Consider the following 21,945-nt stretch of genomic DNA (forward strand, 5'->3'; position numbering starts at 1 on the left):
CGACACACATCGCCCTTATGGGGGATGTGTTTTTTATTTTGGAAAGGATGATGGATATGGCCAAGAAGGAGCAGTTTGTCAGTCACATCACGCCCCGCAGCGAGGATTTCTCCCGCTGGTACACGGACGTGATTTTGCAGACCCAGATGGTGGACTACGGCCCGGTGAAGGGCACCATGGTGATACGCCCCTATGGCTATGGGGTATGGGAGCTCATCCAAAAGGAGCTGGACGCCCGCTTCAAGAGCGTGGGCGTGGAAAACGCCTATTTTCCCATGCTCATCCCGGAGAGCTTTCTGCAGCGGGAAGCGGAGCATGTGGAGGGCTTTGCGCCGGAGGTTGCGCTGGTGACCTATGCCGGCGGGGAGAACCTTGCGGAGCGCCTGGTGGTGCGCCCCACCTCCGAGACCATGATTTGTGAGATGTTCTCCCGGTGGGTGCAGTCCTGGCGGGATCTGCCCATGAAGGTGAACCAGTGGTGCAACGTGGTGCGCTGGGAGAAAAGCACCCGGCCCTTCCTCCGGACCAGCGAGTTCCTCTGGCAGGAGGGCCACACCATCCATGAAACGGCGGAGGGCGCCGAGGAGGATGCCCTCAAAATGCTGGAAATCTACCGCGAGCTGGCGGAGGATGTGTGCGCCATGCCGGTGTTCGTGGGACAAAAGAGCGAGAGCGAAAAGTTTGCCGGCGCCCAGTCCACCTATTCCATGGAGGCCATGATGCAGGACGGCAAGGCCCTGCAGGCGGGGACCACCCACAATCTGGGCCAGCATTTCGCCAAGGTGTTCAATATCCAGTACCTGAGCAAGGACGGCCAGCTGGAGTATGTCCATCAGACCAGCTGGGGCGTTTCCACCCGGCTCATCGGCGGTATCGTGATGACCCACGGCGACGAGCGGGGGCTCGCCCTGCCGCCCAAGGTGGCGCCCATTCAGGTGGTGATTCTGCCCATCGCCATGCACAAGGAAGGCGTGCTGGAGGAGGCGCGGAAGCTGGAGGACCGGCTGCGGAAGGCCGGTATCCGGGTGAAGCTGGATGACCGGGAGCAGAGCGCCGGCTGGAAGTTCAACGAGTGGGAGATGAAGGGCGTGCCCCTGCGCCTCGAGATCGGTCCCCGGGATCTGGAGAACGGCCAGGCCACCGCGGTGCGGAGGGATACGCTGGAGAAGTTCACGCTGCCGCTGGAGGGACTGGAAAAGGCTGTGCTGGAGACCTTGGATAAGGTGCAGCAGGGCCTGTACGACCGGGCGAGGACGCGCCGGGATGAACGGATTTTCACGGTCACAAACCTGGAGGAAATGGTGGAGGCCGTGGATGTGAAGCAGGGCTTTGCCAAGGGCATGTGGTGCGGAGACGCCGCCTGCGAGGCGGAGCTCAAGGCCAAAACGGGCATCACCACCCGAAACATGCCCTTCGAGCAGGAGCATCTGGGGGATGTATGCTGCCACTGCGGCAAGCCCGCCACCCGCCTGATGTACTTTGGGAAACAGTATTGATGAAAAGGGCCGGAAATCAACATTTCCGGCCCTTTTTTCAAGATAATTTTTGTGCTTTTTCCCCACAAAAGATACTTTACAAAACCAAAAGAACATGGTATTATAACTCTCGTCCCCGAAATGTGGGGGATTAGCTCAGTTGGCTAGAGCGCTTGACTGGCAGTCAAGAGGTCAGGGGTTCAAGTCCCCTATTCTCCACCATTTGCGAAGCCCTTGTTAGCAGTAATTGCAGCAGGGGTTTTGTTTTTTTACCGGAAGGAGGATGGGATCATGAGAATTGCGGTCCATCCCTTTGCCAGCGGCAGCGATATGGAAAAAAATCTTAATGCCATTCGCCGGGCGGTTCAAAGGGCGGCGGCCCAAAAGGTAAGGCTGCTGGTCTTTCATGAGTGCGCCCTTTGCGGCTATCCGCCCCGGGAGACCAGCGTGGAGGCGCTTGACAGATCCGTCATCGCCGGCGCGCTGTCTCAGGTGGCGGGATTGGCCGGAGAATACGGACTTTATATTGCGGTGGGCAGCGTACGGTATGAAGGGGATAAAAGGTTCAACACTCTGCTTCTTTTTGATGACTGCGGCGATGAGGCGGGCTGTTATGATAAAACTGCTCTATGGGGCTGGGATGTGGAGAATTTTGCCCGCGGGCAAAATACTGGCGTATTCGAGATCGACGGAATCCCCGTGGGCTTTCGGATCTGTTTTGACGTCCGTTTCCCGGAGAGCTTTAGACAGCTTTATCAGCAAGGGGTGAAGCTGTGCTTTGTCAGTTTCTCCGACAGCGCGGACGCCCCGAATCCCGCAAGGTACGACATGCTGAAGTCCCATCTGGTCACCAGAGCGGCTGAGAATATCATGACGGTGGTGTCCACCAACACCGCCTCGGGATGTCCCACGGCGCCCACGATGGTGGTCACGGAGGACGGGAGCATTGCGAAGGAAGCGCCGGCGGGCCGCAGCGGTCTGATGATCTACGACTATACGGTTCCCGAACCCTCCTGGGGAACGGAGGGACGGCGGGTTAACAGCGATTATTTTTTAGATATCAAATGAGGGGGGCGGGAAGCCACCTTCTCTTTTTGCGCAAAATACATTACAATAAATATGGTAAGGAAAGGAGTGGATCGTGTATGGCAATTCAGCACAAGGTCAAAATTACGGTGCTGCGCAGGGAACTCTTCAAGGATTTACAGGAAACCTACCTGGCCAATCCCCAATCGGGAAAGTGCCCCTTCTTTGAGGAGGGTCAGGAATTCATGGTGACCCGGGAGAACTACAACCGTATGCTGGAAGGCAGATTCTGTGCCGAGGCCTGGGACTGCGTCAGCCGCTACATCTATGCGGCCTTGCAGGGCGGCTCCATCATGGAGGGCTGGACGGCGGATGAAAAGGTGATGATTGCATGCTGCAACGACGGCACCCGGCCGGTGATCTTCAAGCTGGAACGAATCGACGAGGAGGTATAGCAAAATGGCCATACTGGTGCTGTGGGCGAGCCCCAACAAGGATGGGCTGACGGCGGCCGCCAAGGATCGGATTGTTGCCGGCATTGCCGGGGCCGGAGGCGAGGCGAAGGTGCTGCATCTCAACGGGATGCGGGTAGACCGCTGCCTGGCCTGCGGCAACGGATGGGGCAGGTGCAAAGCGGAGGGCCGCTGTGTGCTTCCCGATGATTTTGGACAGATCTACGATGAGCTGAGGGCCGCGGATGGCATTGTATGGGTGACGCCGGTGTATTGGCACGATCTGGCGGAGAGTCTGAAGAGCCTTCTGGACCGGCTGCGGCGGTGCGAGACGGCTCACAATCACGGACTACGGGGAAAGGAATGTCTTCTTGTGGCCTGCGCCGGAGGCTCGGGCCGGGGCGCCGTATCCTGCTTAAGCCGGCTGGAGGAAACGTTGGGACACATGGACATGACGGCCGTGGACCGGCTGCCCGTTATCCAGTTCAACCGCGGATACATGCTCCCGGCATTGGAGAGCGCGGGCAAGGCCTTCGCATCCCGTATTCGGGAACGGACCCAGAACGTATAAAGCGTCATGTGAATGAGCCCTGCCGCAAGGCAGGGCTCTTGTTTTGTTTGGACAGGCAACGGAGGGGAAAGGGGGGAATAGACTGTAAAGGATAAGGAGAGGTGAACGATGAAGTATAAGGTGTACGGGTATGCGATCTGTAAAAATGAGGAGGCCTTTGTGGATGCCTGGATGGATTCCATGTCCGAGGCTGACGGCGTGTACGTGCTGGATACCGGATCCACCGATGGGACCGTGGAAAAGCTGCGTGCGCGGGGCGCCCACGTGACGGTGGAGCTTATTCGGCCCTGGCGCTTTGACGTGGCGCGGAATCGGTCCCTGGCGCTGGTGCCGGAGGATGGGGATATCCTCGTGTGCACGGATCTGGACGAGGCCTTTGAGAAGGGCTGGCGGTCGGCTCTGGAGGAACAGTGGGCCGGGGATACCGATCAGGCCCGCTACCGCTACACCTGGAACTTTCAGGAGGACGGCTCGGAGGGTGTGGTGTTTTGGATCGAGAAGATCCACCGGCGCTGCGGCTTCAAATGGAGGCATCCCGTCCATGAGGTGCTGACCTACACCGGCGAGGGGGAGCCGAAAAAGGCCGAGCTTCTGGGCGTGCAGCTCAATCACCACGCCGATCCCACCAAGCCCCGGGCCCAGTACCTGCCCCTTTTGGAGCTGTCCGTAAAGGAGTGCCCGGAGGACGACCGGAACATGCACTACCTGGGCCGGGAATACATGTACCGCCGCATGTGGGATCCCTGCATCGAAACGCTGAAGCGGCACCTGACGCTGAAAAGCGCCACCTGGCCCGACGAACGGGCGGCGTCCATGCGCTACATCGCCCGGGCCTATGAGAACAAGGGGGAGGACGCTGAGGCGGAGCGCTGGATGTACCGGGCCATTGGGGAGGCGCCCTATCTTCGGGAGCCTTATATGGACCTGGCCTGCTTTTATTATCGGAAGAAGAACTGGTTCGGGGTGATCCACATGACGGAGAGCGCTCTAAAAATCCGGGAGCGGTCCATGTCCTACATCAACGAGCCCATGAGCTGGGGCAGCGCGCCCTACGATCTTGCGGCCATCGCCTACTATTGGGCGGGCCTTCCCGAAAAGGCACTGGAGGCGGAGGACCGGGCCCTTGCCATGGCCCCGGAGGATGAACGGCTCAAGGCCAACCGGGACTGGATTTTGAAAAAGCTTTGAGCTTTTCTCCCCGATCGGGTAAAATAGGAGAAGCTAAGGGGGGATGGACATGGCGCCTGCCAAAATCCTGGTGGTGGAGGATGACGGGGATATCAATGTGCTGCTGCAGCGCATTCTGACCAGAGAGGGTTACCTCGTCAGCGCCGCCTATTCGGGCAGCGAGGCAAAGCTCCTCCTGGACGGACAGAGCTTCGACCTGGTTCTTTTGGATCTTATGCTGCCCGGACTGACCGGGGAGGCGCTGATCCGGGAACTCAGGAAAAAGTTTGTGATGCCGGTGATCGTGGTCTCCGCAAGGTCCGGACTGGAGGACAAGATGGAGCTGCTCCGCCTCGGCGCCGACGATTACATCACCAAGCCCTTTGAGGCGGGGGAGGTTCTGGCCCGGGTGGAAGCCCAGCTTCGCCGCTACCGCATGTTCAGCCCCGCGCCCCAGGAAGCTTTGGTATTCAAAAATTTGAAGCTGGACCTTGTGAACCACACCGCCAGCGTTTCGGACAAGCCCCTCTCGCTCACCGCCCGGGAGTTTGAAATTTTAGCCCTCCTCATGCGTTCTCCCGAACGGGTCTACACGAGGGAGAACCTTTACGAGCAGGTCTGGAACGGCGCCTATCTGGGCGAGGACAACACGGTGAACGTCCACATCTCGAACATTCGCCAGAAGCTTACCAGGCTGGACCCCGGCGCCGACTACATCAAGACCGTATGGGGCATCGGCTTTAAGATGAACACGGAGAAGCTTTAAGAATTCTTTAGACTTTCTTGAGGGCGCTTTAAGATTTGTCCTTCACAATAGGGGATGAACAAAGATGAAAGGACTGATCCAGCGTGAGCACAACTCTTTTGAAAACGCGGGGACTGACCAAGAAATACGGCCAGTTCTACGCGCTTCATGATGTGGATATCGCCGTGAACAAGGGCGAGATCTACGGGCTTGTGGGCAAGAACGGAGCCGGCAAGACCACCCTTCTACGCATGATTTCCGGGCAGGCCATGCCCACAGACGGCGAGGTCGAGCTTTTCGGCGAGACCACGGCGCGGGGCCTTGAGCGGGCCCGGCACAGGACGGGCGCCATGATCGAGACGCCCAGCTTTTATCCCTACCTGACGGCGGCGCAGAACCTTGAATATTACCGGATTCAGCGGGGCGTGGCCGGCCGGAAGGTGGTGGAGGATATCCTCGCCCAGGTGGAACTGGACAAGGCGGGCCGCAAGAAGTTCAAGGATTTTTCCCTGGGCATGAAGCAGCGCCTGGGTCTCGCCCTGGCGATGATGGATAACCCCGATCTTCTGATCCTGGATGAGCCGGTGAACGGCCTCGATCCCACCGGCATCGTGGAATTCAGAAACCTCTTGCTCCGTCTGAGCCACGAGCGGGGCATCACCATTCTCATCTCCTCCCACATCCTATCCGAACTGGCCAATATGGCCACCAGCTTCGGCTTTTTGGACCATGGCGCACTGCTGCAGCAGATCGCTGCGGAGGAACTGCAAAAACGCTGCCGCCAGTACGTGGAACTGGTGGTCAGCGACGGCGAGCGCACGGCCGCCATTCTGGAACGCCAGCTCCACTGCGAGGAGTACGAGGTGCTGCCCGGCGGCGTGATCCACCTCTACCAATACCTGGATGAGCCGGCCAAGGTGGCCAGCGCCGTGGTTCCGGAAGGGATCCAGCTGTACTCCATGGAAGTGAAGGGCTCCAACCTGGAGGATTATTTCCTCAAGCTGATCGGGGGTGGGGACCGTGTTTAACTACATCCAAAGCGAGCTGTACCGCACCTTCCACCGGAAATATTTCTACCTGGCCCTCGTCATCGCGGCAGGCATCGGCATTGCGGTGAACGTGGTGCTGGGGCTTATGCAGGCCTCGGGGTCCCTGAACGGACCCATCGACGCCTCCTTTCCGCTGAACAATGTCACCGGCATAGCGCTTACCTTCGTGTATCCGTGCATGATTATTGTTGTGGACTGTGTTTTCAGTGAGGAATACAAACATCAGACCTTGAAGAACCTCATCTCCTGGGGCGTTTCCCGGCCCACCATCTTCTTTGGCAAGTTCATCACGGAACTCATCGTGGCCTTGATCGCCCTCGCGGCCATCTTTGGATGCTTCCTTTTGAGCGCCATCCTCATCCTGGGTATGCCTCAGCAGGACGCGGCTGTGGTTTTCGGGCTGTTTGGACAAAGATTGTTTTTGGCGCTGCCCCTGTTCTTCTGGACGCTGGCCATCTCCCACCTGTTTTCCTTCGTCATCAAGAACAACACGCTGTTTTCCTTCGCATCGGTGGGTGTGTTCTATGTGCTGCCCTTCCTCAACAATGAATTCTTCTCCCGCGCCTGGGTCATCTGTCAGGAGATCATTCCCCACCTGGCCTACACCCGCATGATGGCCTTGGCACCTTATCTGGAAACCGCGCTGCTGCCAAACTTCGGGGCCCTGTGTCTTGAATACTGGGCGGCGGGCCTTATCCGGGTGGCGGTTTGCCTCGCTGTCGGCATGTTCCTGTTCCGAAGGAAGGAAATCAAGTAATCGAAGAAAGGAGCGCGGTTCTATGGCGGCTGCGATCGTGATTCTTGCACTGACGGGCGTAGTTTTGGCTGCGCTGCTGGCATTGGACCGGATCAGCATCCGCCGGGCCGCCGGGGAGATGAAAAGGATCAATGAGGGCGACACCAACCAAAGGGTGCACCTGACCTACAAGAACCGGGCGCTGGACGGCCTCTTTGAAGAGGTGAACCATACGCTGGACCTCCGGCGGCGGGAGCGCATCGACTATGAAGGCCGCCAGCGCACCTTCCGGCGGCAGATCACCAACATCTCCCACGATCTCAGAACGCCGCTCACCTCCATTCTTGGATACACGGATCTTCTCGGGGACCCGGAGCTTTCCGAGGAGGAGCGCCGGGAATACCTCGGGGTGGTGGAACGCCGGGCGCGGGCGCTCCAGACCCTGGTGGAAAGCTTCTACGACATGTCGAGGCTGGAGGGCGGCGAATATCCCCTTCATATGGAGCTTGTGGACCTCCATGAGATTTTGAGCCAGGTGCTGGCCGCCTATTACGGGGATCTCAGCGGACGCTTCGAGGTGGCGGTGGACCTGGAGGAGGGCCTGCCTTGCGTATGGGCGGACCGCACCATCGCCTCCCGCATGTTCGCCAACCTGGTGCAAAATGCGCTACGCCACGGCGTGAACCATCTCTGGATCCGTCAGCGGCTGCAAAAGGGCGAGATCGTGACCGCCTTTGGCAACGAAGCGCCGGAGATGACCAAGGTGGAGCTCACCCGGGTTTTCGAGCGCTTCTATACCGGCGACGGCCCCCGCACGGGCCAGCGTTCCGGTCTTGGACTGACCATCGTGAAGGAATTCGCCGGCGCCATGGGCCATCGGACGGAGGCCTGGCTGGCAGAAGGAGTTTTCTGGGTGGAAATCCATTGGCGTACCCTTAAGCAGGCTTAGGCCTGCTTTTTTTGGCCCATAATTGACCGATGGTCATACTTCTGATATGCTACCGGTAACAGGTCAAGGAGGTTTTGTGATGAGCGCATTTGTGGATTTTAAGGACGTGGTGAAGCGCTACCGTATGGGTGAGGTGGAGATCACCGCCCTGGACGGAGTAAGCTTTCAGGTGGAGCAGGGGGAGTTTGCCATTGTGGTGGGCCCCAGCGGCGCCGGCAAATCCACCATTCTCAACATCCTTGGCGGCATGGACAGCTGCGATGAAGGGCGGGTTGTGGTGGACGGCGTGGAGGTGAGCGCCTTTACCCAGCGGCAGCTGACCACCTACCGGCGCAACGATATCGGGTTCGTATTTCAATTCTACAATCTGGTGCAGAATTTGACAGCCCTTGAAAACGTGGAACTGGCCTCGGAGATCTGTCCCCATCCCCTGGAGGCGGCGGCGGTGCTTCGGGGCGTGGGCCTTACAAAGCGGATGAACAACTTCCCCGCTCAGCTCTCCGGCGGCGAGCAGCAGCGGGTCGCCATCGCCCGGGCCCTGGCCAAAAATCCCAAACTCCTTTTGTGCGACGAGCCCACCGGCGCCCTGGATGACAGGACGGGGAAAACAATCCTGAAGCTCCTGCAGGATACCTGCCGAAAGAGCGGTATGACGGTCGTCGTCATCACCCACAATCATGCCCTTACAGCCATGGGCGACCGGGTGATCGAGGTGCGGGATGGACGGGTGGCCGCCATGAAGCGGAATGCCCGGCCCGCTTCGGTGGAGAGCTTGGAGTGGTGAGATGAAAAAGATGTATGTGAGGGAAACCCTGCGGGATCTTCGGGGTTCCCTGGGGCGTTTTATTGCCATCGTGGCCATTGTGGCGCTGGGAAGCGGTTTTTTTGGCGGGATCAAGGCCACCAGTGTGGACATGAAACTCACCGCCGACGAGTACTATCGGCAAGGGAAACTGATGGATTTCCGGCTGGTGTCCACGCTGGGGATCACCGACGGGGATGCGGCGGCCATCGCGGGGGTGGAGGGCGTGCGTTCGGTTATGCCCAGCTACCGTGCCGACGCGCTTACCACCAAGGAGGGCGACGCCAACGACAGCGTGCTGAGGCTTCACAGCCTGGGGGATGGCAGCGTCAATGCGCTCATGGTGAAGGAGGGCAGGCTGCCTGAGAGCATCGACGAAATCGTGCTCCTCTCCGGGGGCGATGTGGGCAACGGCTATGCGCTGGGCGAGAGGATCCGCATCGATCTCGAGCAGGACCCGGATATGGCGGATACGCTGGCCGTAGACGAATTCACCGTGGTGGGCGTGGCGGACAGCCCTTTGTATCTTTCCATCGAGAAGGCCAGCTCCTCCAAAGGTTCCGGCTCCGTCAGCCGGTATGGCTTCGTGCTGGACGGAGCCTTCACCATGGAGGCCTACACCGAACTGTATGTGACCATGGACAGCGCTGACTTTGCCTTTAGCGGAGAATACGATGAACTGAAGGCGGCCATGGAGGCCCGGCTGGAGGAAGCGGGAACGGAGCGCTGTGAGGTCCGCTATGCGAAGGTGAAGGACGAGGCGGATCAAAAGCTGGCCGAGGCTGAAGCCAAGTATCAGGATGGCAAAGGGGAGGCGGAGGCGCGGCTCAGGGAGGCCGAGGCCAAGATCAATGACGGCGAGAAGGAGGTGGCGGACGGCGAGTCCAAAATCGCTGAGGGTGAGGCTGCCCTCCAGGAGGGTCGGGAGGAATTGGCTTGGCAGCGGAAGCAGTATGAAAGTACCGTTGCCAGCAGCGAGTCCGAACTGACGGAGGGCCGGCAGGCCATTTCCGAGGGGGAGCGGGTCCTTTCCGCCGGTAGGACCGAGCTGGATGCAAAGGAAGCGGAGCTCGGCGGACAGATGAGAGAGTTGGAGACGGGCTTGGCCTCGGCAAGGAACGCCCGGGAGGCGCTGGAGGAGAAGAAGGTTGCCGCCGAAGCCGTCCTGGGCGGCCTCACGGAGCAGCTAGCCGGGCTGGATGCAAGTGTGTCCGGCCTGAACGACCGGATCGCTGCCCTGGTCGGCTCCGCCGCCCCCGCGGATCAGACGCTGAAGGCCCAGCTGGAGGTTCAGCGAGACGGGCTTTTGGCCCGGCGGCCGGAGCTTGAAAAGGGTGTGGCCGACGCCAAGGCGGGGCTTGACCAATTGGAGAGGGGGCTCCAGGATACGGCGGCGCAGGAGACGGAGCTTACGGGCATGCGGGAGAGCCTCCAGAACGGACTGACCGTCCTTGCAGAGAAGCGCCGGGATCTTGAACAGCAGGAAACCCTGCTGACCCAGAAGAAGGCGGAGCTTGCCGAGGGAGAAAAGGCCCTGAAAAATGCCAAAACCGAGGCGGAGGGCAAACTTGCGAAGGGCGAGGCTGAGCTGGCCAAGGGAGAGCAGGAGCTGGATGAAGCCCGAATAGCGTTGGAGGAGGGCCGCGCCGCCCTTTTGGATGCCAAGGCTGAATACGAGGATGGCAAGCGGGAGGCGGACGAGGAGCTGGCCAAGGCGGAAGAGGAACTGGCGGATGCGAGGGCGGCCATCGCGGACATTCCCTATCCCGATTGGTACGTGCTGGACCGAAGCTATGGCAACGGCTACACTAGCTTTGCCCAGGACGCCGATCGGATCGACGCCATCGCCTCGGTGTTTCCGGTGTTCTTCTTTTTGGTGGCGGCGCTGGTGTGTCTGACCACCATGACCCGCATGGTGGAGGACCAGCGCACCCAGATTGGTGTTTTAAAGGCTCTTGGCTACACCAAAGGCGCTATCGCCGAGAAGTACATCTTCTACGCTCTGGCCACCAGTTTGATGGGCTCCATCATCGGGCTTTTGGTCGGCTTCCAGGTCTTTCCCAAAGTGATCTGGGCGGCATACGGCATTCTCTACGCCCTGCCGCCCATTCAAACCCCCTTCAATGTGCCCTACGCGCTCATTGCGGCGCTGGTGTTCATGGCCTGTACGCTGGGCGCCACGCTGGCCGCCTGCTACAGCGAGCTTATGGGCGTGCCCGCGAGCCTGATTCGGCCCAAGCCGCCCCAGTCGGGCAAGCGGGTGTTTCTTGAGAACGTCGCCTTCATCTGGCGGCGCATGTCCTTCACCCAAAAGCTCACCGCCCGGAACATCCTGCGCTACAAGAAGCGATTTTTCATGACGGTGATCGGCATCGCCGGCTGCATGGCGCTCATGCTCACAGGCTTTGGACTCAAGGACTCCATCAACGGCATCGTGAAGAACCAGTTTGGCGAACTGTATCACTACGATCTGTCCCTCTCCTTCAAGGACGCCCTGGGGGATGACCTCACCCCGGCCCAGCAGGGAGCGCTGGAGATGCTGCGGGCGGAGCCGCGGCTGGAAAACACCCTGCTTGTCCATCAGGAGCCGGTAAGCGCCACCTCGGACAACAGCGCCGAGATGCTTTCCGCCACCGTATTCGTACCGGAGGACGGGGAGGGGTTCGCCGATTTCGTCACCCTGCAGGACCGAAGGAGCAAGGAGCGCATCGCTTTTCCGGAAAACGGCGTGGTGCTGAGTGAGAAGCTGGCCCATAAGCTGTCCCTCTCCCCGGGCGATACCCTCCATCTCAGCGCGGACAACAGCACCGCCGACTTCACCGTGGCCGCTGTCACCGAAAACTATGTCTATCACTATGTGTACATGCCGCCTGCCGAGTACGAGGCGGGCTTTGGCAGGCCCTGCACCTATCAGGGCATGATGGCCCAGATGTCGGGCGAGGGGGAGGAAGCGGAGAACGCCCTTTCCTCCGAGCTTCTTCAAAATGAGGAGATCGTGGGCGTATCCTTCATCAGCTTCATCACCGAGAACTTCACCGATATCTTCGAGCGGCTGGATCTGGTGGTGGGCGTGCTCATCATCTCGGCGAGCCTGCTGGCCTTCGTGGTGCTCTACAACCTGACCAACATCAACATCACCGAACGGGTGCGGGAGATCGCCACCATCAAGGTGCTGGGCTTCTACGACAAGGAGGTGTCCGCCTACATCTACCGGGAGAATGTGGTGCTCACCCTCATCGGCATTCTTATGGGCGTGGGCCTTGGGGTGCTGCTCCATCAATTTGTGGTGCAGGTGGCCGAGGTCAACATCGTCATGTTCGGCCGGGAGATCCTGCCGCCAAGCTATCTCTGGGCAGCCCTGCTGACGCTGGCCTTTGCGGGTCTGGTGAACTTTGTGATGCACTTCAGGCTGAAGCGCATCAGCATGGTTGAATCCCTGAAATCCATCGAATAAAAACAAAAAAAGAAGCGCCGCCGGCGCTTCTTTTTCGTGGAATACTTAGATGTCGCGACCAAACACGATCCGCTTTTTGGCCTTGCCGGAATCGTAGATGGCGCAGATCATGCGCATGGACTTGATGGCCTCCTCGCCGTTAATCTCCGGCTGCACGCCCTTCTCCAGCGCGTCGTAATACTGGCAGATCTGCTTGAAATGGCTCACGCCCCAGTACTGGGGAATGCCCTTGCCAAAGTCGATCATTTCGCTCTCCGGCATCTCGGCGCTCTCCTCGATGCCGTTGTTGTACTTGATGACGGCGCGGTCCTTGTACATGTGGACCATGCCCTTCTCACAGTGCATTTCAATCTCCACCTCAGCGTTGAAGGTGTAGTAATTCATGCAGTAGAAGCTGGTCTTGATGCCGTTCTTGTAGGCGATCACGCCCTCGGCCACATCCTCCACTTCGATGATCTCGTGGGCCTTGTTGTCGATGGTGGCGTCCACCCAGTCGATTTCGTCGTCCACGAACCAGCGCATGAGATCCAGGGTATGGATGGCCTGATCGATGATCACGCCGCCGCCCTCCTTGTCCCAGGTGCCCTTCCAATCGCTCTTCGAGTAGTACTCGTCGCTGCGGTCCCAGGCGAGGAACGCACGGGCGGAGTAGATCTTGCCCAGCTTGCCGCTGGTGATGGCATTCTTGATGAGCACGGAGCCGGGGTTGTAACGGTTCTGGGAGATGATGCCGAGAGTCTTGCCGGTCTCCCTGGCGATCTTCACCTCGTCCACCGCGTCCTCATACTTGATGGTCATCGGCTTCTCGGACAAAACGTTGCAGCCGGCCTTGAGGGCATAAGCGGCAACGGGATAATGCATGTAGTGAGGCAGGCAGATGTGCACCACATCGGGCTTCACGGTGTCGATCATCTCTTTATAGTCGAGATAATAGGGAACGCCATAGCGCTCGCCGCCGGCCTTGGCGCGGTCTTCCTTGTTATCGCACACAGCGACGAGTTCCACCTTGTCGCACATGCCGATGGACACCGCATGCATGGGATGAATGGTTCCAAGTCCCACAATTACAGCGCGAAACTTACTCATGGTAAAAACCCTCCTCAAAAAGTTTGGTTCGCTTCTAGCACCATTGTTGAACATCGCGGATGGAAAGTCAAGCCCGGCCCACCGGGAATTTTTACGTTTTTTTAGAGAAAAACGGTTTTAAATATTGTAAACGTTTCAGGACCCGGTGAACAGGCCCATGGCGCCTTCCCGCAGCGTGAGCCGCCAGGGATTTCGCCGAAGAGTGCCGTGGCCGTGCATGAGCTGGCACTGGATGGAGGCGTCCTTGAACCCGGGCAGACTGAGCCGCATGCTCACCGGCTCCTTTTCCAGATTGAGCGCCGCAAAAGCAAAGCCGTCCTCCGCCCTTTCCCCGAGCTCATCCAATCCGCCCCGGATGCGCCGGATCACCACCATGGACCTGGGGGTGGGCGTCAGGATCTCGAGGTCTCCGCCGCGAAGGGCCGCCGTCTCGTTTCGAAGCCTGCCCAGGGAGGCGAACCAGGTGATGAGCTCGAGGTTCGCATTCTGCCAGGGGAAGCCCGCCCGGTTGAAGGGGTCGGCCATACCCTCCATGCCGGCTTCATCCCCGTAGTAGACGGAGGGGAGGCCGGGCAGGGCAAACAGGAGCAGGGCCAGCGCCCGCATGAGATGAACGCCCTGACGGCGCTGCTCCTCGGTGAGAACCACCCGTGCCTGATCCGCACGGCTGAGTCCGGCGGGGTCCGGGCCGCCCCCAAGCAGGGTCATGGCCCGGGGCACGTCATGGGTGCCGGTCATATTCATGAGGGCATAGAACATGCAGGGGGGATAGTTTTCCCGGAGGCTTTCGATGGCGCGGCGGGCGGCCCGGGCGTCCGTCCTGCCCCGGAGGAAGTCGAGCAGGAGGCCGCGCATGGGATAGTTCATCACGGTGTCCAGCTGGCCGCCCCAGGCGAAGGGGCGCACGTGGCCGTAGCTGTACTTATGGGTGGCATCCTCCCAGACCTCGCCGAGAACGAGGGCGTCCTTATCCTTTTTTTTGACGCTCTGGCGAAGCTTCGCCAGGAAGGCGTCGGGCAGCTCATCCGCCACGTCCAGCCGCCAGCCGCTGGCGCCCTGGCCGAGCCAGTAGGGCACCACGCCGTGCTCGCCCAGGATCATGTTCATGAATCCCGGGTCCTCCTCGTTGGTCTCGGGCAGGGTGGGCACGCCCCACCAGGCCCGGTACTTGTCCGGAAAACGTTCAAAGGTGTACCAGCCGGCATAGGGGGAGCCGGGGGACTGATAGGCTCCGAGACTCTCATAGCGGCCCTCCCGGTTGAAGTAGATGCTGTCGCTGCCGGTATGGGAGAACACACCGTCCAGGATTACCCGGATATGAAGCTCCCCGGCCTTTTGGCAGAGCCTGCGAAAGTCCGTGAGCGTGCCCAGCATGCCGTCGATGCGGAAGTAATTGCCCGTGTCATAGCGGTGATTGGAGGCCGCCTCAAAGATGGGATTGAGGTAGAGCACGGTCACTCCCAGGGACCTCAGATACTCCAGCTTCTCGGTGATGCCGGGGAGGTTTCCGCCGAAAAAATCATCAGGCACGTACTCGCCGCGTCCCTCCGTGGGCTGCCAATCGGGCGTGTCCTCCCAGCGGGCATGGAGCCGCCGGCCCTCCGGCGGCCGCACTTCGGAGCTTCGGCTGAACCGGTCGGGGAAGATCTGATACATTACCCCGTTCTGAGCCCAGGCGGGCACTTTGAAGTTCTTGTCGTAGACGGTGATCTGGTAGGAATGCTGAAGACCGGTGCCCAAAACGCCCTCGCCGCCCAGGCAGTCGCCGGCGTTTTGATACACACCGAGGCCGTCAATCCAAAAGGAGTACCACACAAGGCCCGGTTCCGCGGGGAGATCCACCCAGGCCTCCTTCATGGCCATGCCCCTATAGGTGAGGGAACAGGGCTGCATGGGAATGAAGCGCTCCTCACCGTCCCGCCACAGCCGCAGGCGCACGGAGAGGGACGGGTCGCGCAGGGCGATGCGGAGCACCACCTCGCTCGACGTGGGCCGGGCCCCGAAAGGGGCCCGGAAAAGCATTTTTCTGGAATTGTGCAGCGCCGCGGGGACGCTGATGCGAATGCCGGTTTCGGTCACAAGAATCACTCCTCGGATTCAACGGGACTTAGATGCCAGACCTTGCGGTTGTATTCCCGGATGGTCTTGTCGCTGGAGAACACGCCGGAAGCGGCGATGTTCAGCACCGATTTTTTCTGCCACACCTTGGGCCTGCCATAGAGGGCCTCCACCTTCTTTTGGGCGGCGGCGTAGGCATCGAAGTCCTTGAGCACAAAGTAGGGATCGGCCATGCCGCCGTTGTCGGAGAACAGCAGGGCCTGATAGAGCTCGGAGAAGCGGTGGGGATTTGCGGGCGTGAGGGAGCCGTCCACCATCATGTCCAGCACCCGCCGGAGGGCCAGATTTTCCTCGTAGAGCTCGCCTTGGCGGTAGCTGTTGAAGCGGTAGGCCTGCTGCACCTCCTCGGGCGTCATGCCGAAGATGATGATGTTTTCCTCGCCCACGGCGTCCAGCATCTCCACATTGGCGCCGTCCAGAGTGCCCAGGGTGATGGCGCCGTTCAGCATGAACTTCATGTTGCTGGTGCCGGAGGCTTCCTTGCCGGCGGTGGAGATCTGCTCGCTCACCTCGGCGGCGGGGATCAGCACCTCCGCCAGGGATACGTTGTAGTTGGGCAGAAAGACCACCTTGAGCCGGCCCTTCACATCGGGATCATTGTGCACAAGCTCCGCCACCTGGCAGATGAAACTGATGATGAGCTTGGCCCGGTAATATCCCGGCGCCGCCTTCGCCGCAAAAAGGAAGGTGCGGGGCGTAAAGTCGGCTTCGGGATTGGCTTTGATCTGCTGATAGAGGTAAAGGATGTGCAAAGCGTTCAAGAGCTGGCGTTTGTATTCGTGAAGCCTCTTCGCCTGCACGTCATAGATGCTGTCCGGATTGAGCACGATGCCCTGGGTTTTCTCCACATAATGGGCGAGCCGGACCTTGTTTTCCTTCTTGATGGCCGCGGCCTTCTCCAGGAACGCCCCGTCCTCCGCCATGGGCCGAAGCTTCTCCAGCTCCGCCGCATCCCGAAGCCAGCCGGGTCCGATGGCCTCGGTGATGAGATGGGCGAGGCCGGGATTGGCCTTGAGGCTCCAGCGGCGGTAGGAGATGCCGTTGGTGATGGCATGGAAGCGGCCGGGGTAGATGCGGTAGAAATCGGCGAACAGATCCTGCTTCAGGATGCGGGTGTGCAGCTTGGAAACGCCGTTCACCGCATGGGACATGGCCACCGCCAGGTTCGCCATATGGATCTGTCCATAGCTCACAATGGCCATCTTGGCGATGCGGTCGAACTGGCCGGGGTAGTGCTTCCAAAGGGATTCGCAGAAATCCTGGTTGATGGCCTGCACGATGCTGTACAGCCGGGGCAGCAGCACCTTGAACAAATCCTCCGACCAGGTCTCGAGGGCTTCGTTCATGATCGTGTGGTTGGTGTAGGCGAACACCTTGCTGCAAACGGCAATGGCCGTCTCCCAGGGCAGCCCCTCCTGATCAAGAAGCACCCGCATGAGCTCCAAAATGGCGAGAGCCGGATGGGTGTCGTTGATATGGATGGCGATCTTGTCGGCCAGCCGGGTGATGGGCAGTTCGGGGAAGCGGCGCTTAAAATCCTTCACCGCGTACTGAATGGTGGCGGAGGTGAAGAAGTAATGCTGCTTGAGGCGCAGCTCCTTGCCTTCAAGATGGTTGTCGTCGGGGTAGAGGACCTTGCTGATGGCCTCGGCCAGCTCCTTCTCCTCCGACGCTTTGATGTAGTCGCCCCGGGAGAACTGCTCCATATTGATTCTCCGGGGGGAACGGGCGCTCCATAGGCGCATGGACAGCGCGATATCGCTGTCGTAGCCGGACACGGGCACGTCGTAGGGCAGGGCCAGCACCGTGTTGTAGTCCTCATGGCGCACCTTGAGATAGCCCTCCGACCAGTCCTCGATGATGTGGCCGCCGAAATGGATCTCCATCTCGTCGTCGTAGTCGGGGACCTCCCAAATAAAGCCGTCCTCCAGCCAGTTGTCCGGCGCCTCCACCTGCTGTCCGTCCACGATCTGCTGGCGGAAAAGGCCGTATTCATAGCGGATGCTGCACCCCATGGCGGGCAGCTGCAGGGTGGCCAGCGATTCCATGAAACAGGAGGCCAGCCGTCCCAGGCCGCCGTTGCCAAGGCCCGGTTCCGGCTCCTCGGCCTCAAGCTCCATCAGGTTCACGCCGACCTCCGAGAGGGCCTCCTGGTACAGATCGAACTCCACCAGATTGAGCAGGTGGTTGACCAGCATCTTGCCGGGCAGAAATTCCACCGAAAGGTAGTAGAGGCGTTTCAGCTTCTGTTCCGCACGCTCCTCCCGGCCGTGGGTCCAGCGCTCCATCACCTCGTCCCTGACCGTCAGCGCCACAGCCTTGTAAAGCTGCATGGGCGTGGCGTCGTCGAAGGTGATGCCAAAGGAGCGGTGGAGCTTTTCCTCCACCTCCTTAAGAATCCGCGCTTTGGCCTCGGCCCGGTTCAATTCGTTCATATAAAAGTACTCCTTTCCCATTTGAGGCGCGCACCCGAAGGCACGCGCCTCAAAACTCCCTATTCAGTCTATGCGTCAGTCCTGCAACAAGTCCTCGTAAAGGCTGATGTAGGTTTTGGCGGAGCGCTCCCAGCCATAATCAGCGGCCATGGCGTTTTTCACCACTTCCGTCCACACCTCGGGCCGGCGGAAGACGTCGATGGCCCGCTGGATTGCGCCCAGCATGTCATGGGCATTATAACTGTTAAAGGTGAATCCGTCACCTGTTTTGGTGCTTTCGATAAAGGGCGGCACCGAATCCTTGAGGCCGCCGGTCTCCCGCACGATGGGCACGGCGCCGTAGCGCATGGCCAGCATCTGGGCGAGGCCGCAGGGCTCAAACTTTGAAGGCATGAGGAACATGTCGGCGCCGGCGTAGATCTTCCGGGCCAGATCCTCGTTCATCTCGTAGCAGGTAGCGATGCGGCGGGGATAGCGCTCCTTCGCCCATTCAAACATCTGCCGGTAGCCCTCCTCGCCCTGGCCCAGGATGACGAGCTCCGCACCGGTGGCCATGATCTCGTCCAGCACATATTCCACAAGATCGAGGCCCTTCTGGCCGGTGAGCCGTCCCACCATGCCGATGAGGGGCTTTCCCTTGCTCATCACCAGGTCCATTTCCTTTTGCAGGGCGCGCTTGCACTTGGCCTTATCCGCGGGATCCGCCGCCGAATAGTTGGCCTTGATGACGGTATCCGTCAGGGGATCATAGTCCAAAAGATCAATGCCGTTCAGGATGCCGGACAGCTCGTGATTCCGCGCCCGCAGCATCCCGTCAAGACCGCAGCCGTAGAAGGGATACTGGATCTCCTGGGCATAGGTGGGGGACACGGTGCTGATCCAGTCGGAGTAGACCAGGCCGCCCTTCATGAAGCTGCCGCCGCCGTTGAATTCGAGCTTATCGAAGGTCATGACCTCCGGGGGCAGGGAAAACATATCCACCATGGCGCCCCGGTCGAACACCCCCTGATACTGCAGGTTGTGGATGGTGAACAGCGCCTTCATGCCGCTGTAGCCCGGGCGGTGGGCGTACTGGATCTTCAAAAGGGCGGGAATCATGCCCGTCTGCCAGTCGTTGATGTGGATGATGTCCGGGAAAAACCCGATCATGGGCATGGCCTCCAGCACGGCCCGGCAGAAGAAGGCGAAGCGTTCCAGTTCCTCGTAGCCGTAGCCGTAGATGTAGTCCCGGGCGAAGTAGAAGCGGTTGTCCACCAGGTAGTAGATCACCCCGTCCAGCTCCACCTTCTCGATGCCGCAGTACTGCTGCCGCCAGCCGAGGTATACGTCAAAATCGCACACGTGCTCCATGTTCTCCGTCCAAAAGGGCTTGCGGTCGGCCACGGTGGCGTAGAGGGGCACGATCACCCGAACGTCCACGCCCTGGCGGGCCAGTTCCTTCGGCAGGGCGCCGGCCACATCGGCCAGGCCGCCGGTCTTCATGAAGGGCACGCATTCCGAAGCGCAAAACAACACTTTCATAGCTTTCCCATCCTTTCCGCTAAATCACCGTCTGTTTGCCTACGACAATGGGGAAGCCCGGCTGTCCCACCAGCTTTCTCGCGTGGCGGACGATGGCCTGCTTATCCAAAATCACGTTCTCCAGCAGGGCCCCGTCCTGGATCTCCGAGGCCTGCATGACCACACTGTTCCTGATGACGGCGCCCTTGCCCACCTTCACGCCGCGGAAGAGAATGGAGTTTTCCACATGGCCTTCCACGATACAGCCGTCGGCCACCATGCAGTTGTCCGCCTCGCCCTCGTCGCCGTAAAGGGCGGGGACCTCATCCTTGACCTTGGTGAACACCGGCCCGGACTCATAGAACAGCTCCTGGCGCACCTTGTCGTTCAGGGCCATGAGGTTGTGGTGGAAGTAGCTGTACACCGACTCCAGCCGGGCCACATAGCCGGGATATTCGTAGCCCATGATCTTGAGGTTCTTGAGCTTGGGGATGAGGATGCCCTCGGTGAAGCGGAACTCGTCCCGGGAGGCGCACTCCTCCACCAGATATTCGAGCAGGGCTTTGTCCACAATATAGACGCCCATGCTCACCTGATCGCTCTTGGGGTGGGCGGGGTTGCATTCGATCTCATAGATCTGGCCGGTGCGGTCCATCTGGAAGTGGGTGCGTTCGCCCAGCTGTCTCATCTCGTCCGGGTTCACATGGTTGTAAAATACGGTGATGTCGGCGCCGGTTTTCATGTGATGCTCTAAAGCCTCGTTGTAGGTGGTCTTAAAGAGCACATGGGAGCCGGAAAGGATGACGTACTGCTGGCGGGCGTGCTTCAAAAAGCCCTTGGCCGAGCGCAGCGCGTCCACGCTGCCCCGGTAGATGCCGCTGTCGTCCTTGGTCATGAAGGGCGGCAGGATGAAAAGACCCTCCCGCTTGCGGTTGAGGTCCCAGTCACGGCCGCTGCCCAGGTGGTCCATGAGGCTGTGGTAGCGGCGCTGGGTGATGACGGCCACATTGCCCACGCCGGAATTGACCAGATTGGACAAAAGGAAATCGATGGCCCGGTACCGGCCCCACATGGGCATGGCGGCGACCGACCGGGAAAGGGTCAAATCCTTGAGGCTGGAATCCTGTTCCCCCGTATAAATAAGGCCCAATGCTTCGCGAATCATATCTCTCTTCCTCCCTTAAGCCGTGGCGGTGTCCATGGTGTCGGTGTGGGAAATCACGGCGTCGCTGGCCACCTTCATGCCGGCGGGCAGACAGCAGCCGTCGCCGATGACGGCGGTCTTAGCGGCGCCGGGTTCGCCGATCACCGCATCCTCGCCAATCACCGTGTCCTCGCCCACGATGGCCCGGTACACCCGGGCGCCCTTGCGGACGACGGCGCCGGGCAGGATGACCGAGTCATGAATCTCCGCACCGGCCTCCACGGTGACCCCGTTGAAAAGGACGCTGTGCTCGATCAGTCCGTAGATCATGCAGCCCTCGGTGACCATGGAGCGCACGGCCCGGCCCTCCGGCGCGATGTAGTGGGGGGGCTGGCCGGGGTTTCTCGAATAGATGCGCCAGTCCGGATCGTAGAGATCAAGGAGGGGCGGATCGTTCAAAAGGTCCATGTTGGCCTCCCACAGACTGTCCACGGTGCCCACGTCCTTCCAGTAGCCCTTGAAGGGGTAGGCGCAGACGCTGGAGCCCGCGGCCAGCATGGCGGGGATGATGTTCTTGCCAAAGTCGTTGCTGGAGGCCTCGTTTTTTTCATCCTCCATGAGAAGGCGCTTCAGGGTGGGCCAGCGGAAGATGTAAACGCCCATGGACGCCTTGTTGGACTTCGGAACCTTGGGCTTTTCCTCGAACTCCACGATGGCGCCCTTCTCGTCGGTGTTCATGATGCCAAAGCGGGGCGCTTCCTCCCAGGGCACCTCGAACACGGCGATGGTGGCGTCAGCCTTGCGCCTGACGTGGAAGGCCAGCATCTCGCTGTAATCCATCTTATAGATGTGATCGCCCGAGAGGATGAGCACGTTGTCCGGCTCAAACTGTTCGATGAAGCTGATGTTCTGATAGATGGCGTTGGCCGTGCCCTTGTACCACTGCCCGGTGTTGCCGCTCATGTACGGAGGCAGCACGAACACGCCGCCGTTGGTCCGGTCCAGATCCCAGGGCTGGCCGCTGGCGATATAGCTGTTGAGCGCCAGGGGCTTGTACTGGGTGAGGACTCCCACCGTGTCCAGTCCGGAATTGGTGCAGTTGGACAGCGGGAAGTCGATGATCCGGTATTTGCCGCCAAAGTATACCGCGGGCTTGGCGATGTCCCGGGTGAGGATACCCAGGCGGCTGCCCTGGCCTCCGGCGAGCAGCATGGCGATGCAGGATTTGTGTTCCAT

Annotated in this window: 17 protein-coding genes and 1 tRNA gene; 12 read left to right on the forward strand and 6 right to left on the reverse strand. The window is 60.1% G+C overall.

Annotation, left to right across the window (positions count from 1 at the left end; genetic code table 11):
* Nucleotides 1-56 precede the first annotated feature (56 nt).
* The 12 genes from proS to H8696_RS00680 all read left to right on the forward strand — a co-directional run bounded on the left by proS (nucleotide 57) and on the right by H8696_RS00680 (nucleotide 12,426).
* A complete protein-coding gene (gene proS, locus H8696_RS00625; protein WP_249314246.1) occupies nucleotides 57-1,496 on the forward strand; it encodes a proline--tRNA ligase in 1,440 nt (479 codons plus the stop codon).
* Between the two features lie 124 nt (nucleotides 1,497-1,620).
* Nucleotides 1,621-1,697 (forward strand) — tRNA-Ala (locus tag H8696_RS00630).
* A gap of 69 nt (nucleotides 1,698-1,766) precedes the next feature.
* Nucleotides 1,767-2,543 carry a carbon-nitrogen hydrolase family protein gene (locus H8696_RS00635; RefSeq protein ID WP_249314247.1) on the forward strand — a complete coding sequence of 259 codons (777 nt, stop codon included), beginning with the start codon at nucleotides 1,767-1,769 and terminating at the stop codon, nucleotides 2,541-2,543.
* A gap of 83 nt (nucleotides 2,544-2,626) precedes the next feature.
* Nucleotides 2,627-2,956: a TIGR04076 family protein gene (locus tag H8696_RS00640; protein WP_407926358.1), complete on the forward strand. Its 330-nt coding sequence runs from the start codon at nucleotides 2,627-2,629 to the stop codon at nucleotides 2,954-2,956.
* 4 nt (nucleotides 2,957-2,960) lie between these two features.
* The gene (locus tag H8696_RS00645) at nucleotides 2,961-3,524 is read left to right on the forward strand and encodes a flavodoxin family protein (protein ID WP_249314249.1); all 564 of its coding nucleotides are present in this window, start codon (nucleotides 2,961-2,963) and stop codon (nucleotides 3,522-3,524) included.
* Between the two features lie 108 nt (nucleotides 3,525-3,632).
* Nucleotides 3,633-4,712, forward strand: a complete 1,080-nt coding sequence (locus H8696_RS00650; protein WP_249314250.1) for a tetratricopeptide repeat-containing glycosyltransferase — start codon at nucleotides 3,633-3,635, stop codon at nucleotides 4,710-4,712.
* 49 nt (nucleotides 4,713-4,761) lie between these two features.
* Nucleotides 4,762-5,457 (forward strand): response regulator transcription factor, encoded by a 696-nt coding sequence (locus H8696_RS00655; protein ID WP_249314251.1) that lies wholly within the window; start codon nucleotides 4,762-4,764, stop codon nucleotides 5,455-5,457.
* 83 nt (nucleotides 5,458-5,540) lie between these two features.
* Nucleotides 5,541-6,464: an ABC transporter ATP-binding protein gene (locus H8696_RS00660; protein WP_249314252.1), complete on the forward strand. Its 924-nt coding sequence runs from the start codon at nucleotides 5,541-5,543 to the stop codon at nucleotides 6,462-6,464.
* Nucleotides 6,457-7,242 (forward strand): ABC transporter permease, encoded by a 786-nt coding sequence (locus H8696_RS00665; protein WP_249314253.1) that lies wholly within the window; start codon nucleotides 6,457-6,459, stop codon nucleotides 7,240-7,242. Before H8696_RS00660 ends, H8696_RS00665 begins: the two co-directional genes overlap by 8 nt.
* Nucleotides 7,243-7,264: 22 nt before the next feature.
* Nucleotides 7,265-8,170, forward strand: a complete 906-nt coding sequence (locus H8696_RS00670; RefSeq protein WP_249314254.1) for a sensor histidine kinase — start codon at nucleotides 7,265-7,267, stop codon at nucleotides 8,168-8,170.
* A 79-nt stretch (nucleotides 8,171-8,249) separates the two neighbouring features.
* Nucleotides 8,250-8,954: an ABC transporter ATP-binding protein gene (locus H8696_RS00675; protein ID WP_249314255.1), complete on the forward strand. Its 705-nt coding sequence runs from the start codon at nucleotides 8,250-8,252 to the stop codon at nucleotides 8,952-8,954.
* A 1-nt stretch (nucleotide 8,955) separates the two neighbouring features.
* On the forward strand, nucleotides 8,956-12,426 hold the full coding sequence (locus tag H8696_RS00680) for an FtsX-like permease family protein (protein ID WP_249314256.1): 3,471 nt from the start codon (nucleotides 8,956-8,958) through the stop codon (nucleotides 12,424-12,426).
* A 45-nt stretch (nucleotides 12,427-12,471) separates the two neighbouring features.
* On the opposite strand, the gene H8696_RS00685 is transcribed toward H8696_RS00680, so the two are convergent.
* From H8696_RS00685 to H8696_RS00710, 6 genes are all read right to left on the reverse strand, one after another.
* The gene (locus H8696_RS00685; protein WP_249314257.1) at nucleotides 12,472-13,512 is read right to left on the reverse strand and encodes a Gfo/Idh/MocA family protein; all 1,041 of its coding nucleotides are present in this window, start codon (nucleotides 13,510-13,512) and stop codon (nucleotides 12,472-12,474) included.
* Nucleotides 13,513-13,647: 135 nt separating this feature from the next.
* A complete protein-coding gene (locus H8696_RS00690; protein ID WP_249314258.1) occupies nucleotides 13,648-15,591 on the reverse strand; it encodes a glycoside hydrolase family 13 protein in 1,944 nt (647 codons plus the stop codon).
* A 5-nt stretch (nucleotides 15,592-15,596) separates the two neighbouring features.
* Nucleotides 15,597-18,065, reverse strand: coding sequence for a glycogen/starch/alpha-glucan phosphorylase (locus tag H8696_RS00695; protein ID WP_249314259.1), 2,469 nt, complete (start codon nucleotides 18,063-18,065; stop codon nucleotides 15,597-15,599).
* A gap of 75 nt (nucleotides 18,066-18,140) precedes the next feature.
* Nucleotides 18,141-19,586, reverse strand: coding sequence for a glycogen synthase GlgA (glgA, locus tag H8696_RS00700; RefSeq protein WP_249314260.1), 1,446 nt, complete (start codon nucleotides 19,584-19,586; stop codon nucleotides 18,141-18,143).
* Nucleotides 19,587-19,605: 19 nt separating this feature from the next.
* On the reverse strand, nucleotides 19,606-20,730 hold the full coding sequence (gene glgD / locus H8696_RS00705; RefSeq protein WP_249314261.1) for a glucose-1-phosphate adenylyltransferase subunit GlgD: 1,125 nt from the start codon (nucleotides 20,728-20,730) through the stop codon (nucleotides 19,606-19,608).
* 15 nt (nucleotides 20,731-20,745) lie between these two features.
* On the reverse strand, nucleotides 20,746-21,945 hold the full coding sequence (locus tag H8696_RS00710; protein ID WP_249314262.1) for a glucose-1-phosphate adenylyltransferase: 1,200 nt from the start codon (nucleotides 21,943-21,945) through the stop codon (nucleotides 20,746-20,748).

This window comes from Gehongia tenuis (genome assembly GCF_014384795.1).
Lineage (GTDB): Bacteria > Bacillota > Clostridia > Christensenellales > NSJ-53 > Gehongia > Gehongia tenuis.

Excerpts from the sequence above, each read along its gene's own strand:
- H8696_RS00645 (WP_249314249.1), top strand. The coding sequence starts at position 2,961 with ATGGCCATACTGGTGCTGTGGGCGAGCCCCAACAAGGATGGGCTGACG.
- H8696_RS00695 (WP_249314259.1), bottom strand. The coding sequence starts at position 18,065 with ATGAACGAATTGAACCGGGCCGAGGCCAAAGCGCGGATTCTTAAGGAG.
- H8696_RS00710 (WP_249314262.1), bottom strand. The coding sequence starts at position 21,945 with ATGGAACACAAATCCTGCATCGCCATGCTGCTCGCCGGAGGCCAGGGC.
- H8696_RS00685 (WP_249314257.1), bottom strand. The coding sequence starts at position 13,512 with ATGAGTAAGTTTCGCGCTGTAATTGTGGGACTTGGAACCATTCATCCC.
- glgA (WP_249314260.1), bottom strand. The coding sequence starts at position 19,586 with ATGAAAGTGTTGTTTTGCGCTTCGGAATGCGTGCCCTTCATGAAGACC.
- H8696_RS00635 (WP_249314247.1), top strand. The coding sequence starts at position 1,767 with ATGAGAATTGCGGTCCATCCCTTTGCCAGCGGCAGCGATATGGAAAAA.
- proS (WP_249314246.1), top strand. The coding sequence starts at position 57 with ATGGCCAAGAAGGAGCAGTTTGTCAGTCACATCACGCCCCGCAGCGAG.
- H8696_RS00680 (WP_249314256.1), top strand. The coding sequence starts at position 8,956 with ATGAAAAAGATGTATGTGAGGGAAACCCTGCGGGATCTTCGGGGTTCC.
- glgD (WP_249314261.1), bottom strand. The coding sequence starts at position 20,730 with ATGATTCGCGAAGCATTGGGCCTTATTTATACGGGGGAACAGGATTCC.
- H8696_RS00650 (WP_249314250.1), top strand. The coding sequence starts at position 3,633 with ATGAAGTATAAGGTGTACGGGTATGCGATCTGTAAAAATGAGGAGGCC.
- H8696_RS00670 (WP_249314254.1), top strand. The coding sequence starts at position 7,265 with ATGGCGGCTGCGATCGTGATTCTTGCACTGACGGGCGTAGTTTTGGCT.
- H8696_RS00675 (WP_249314255.1), top strand. The coding sequence starts at position 8,250 with ATGAGCGCATTTGTGGATTTTAAGGACGTGGTGAAGCGCTACCGTATG.
- H8696_RS00655 (WP_249314251.1), top strand. The coding sequence starts at position 4,762 with ATGGCGCCTGCCAAAATCCTGGTGGTGGAGGATGACGGGGATATCAAT.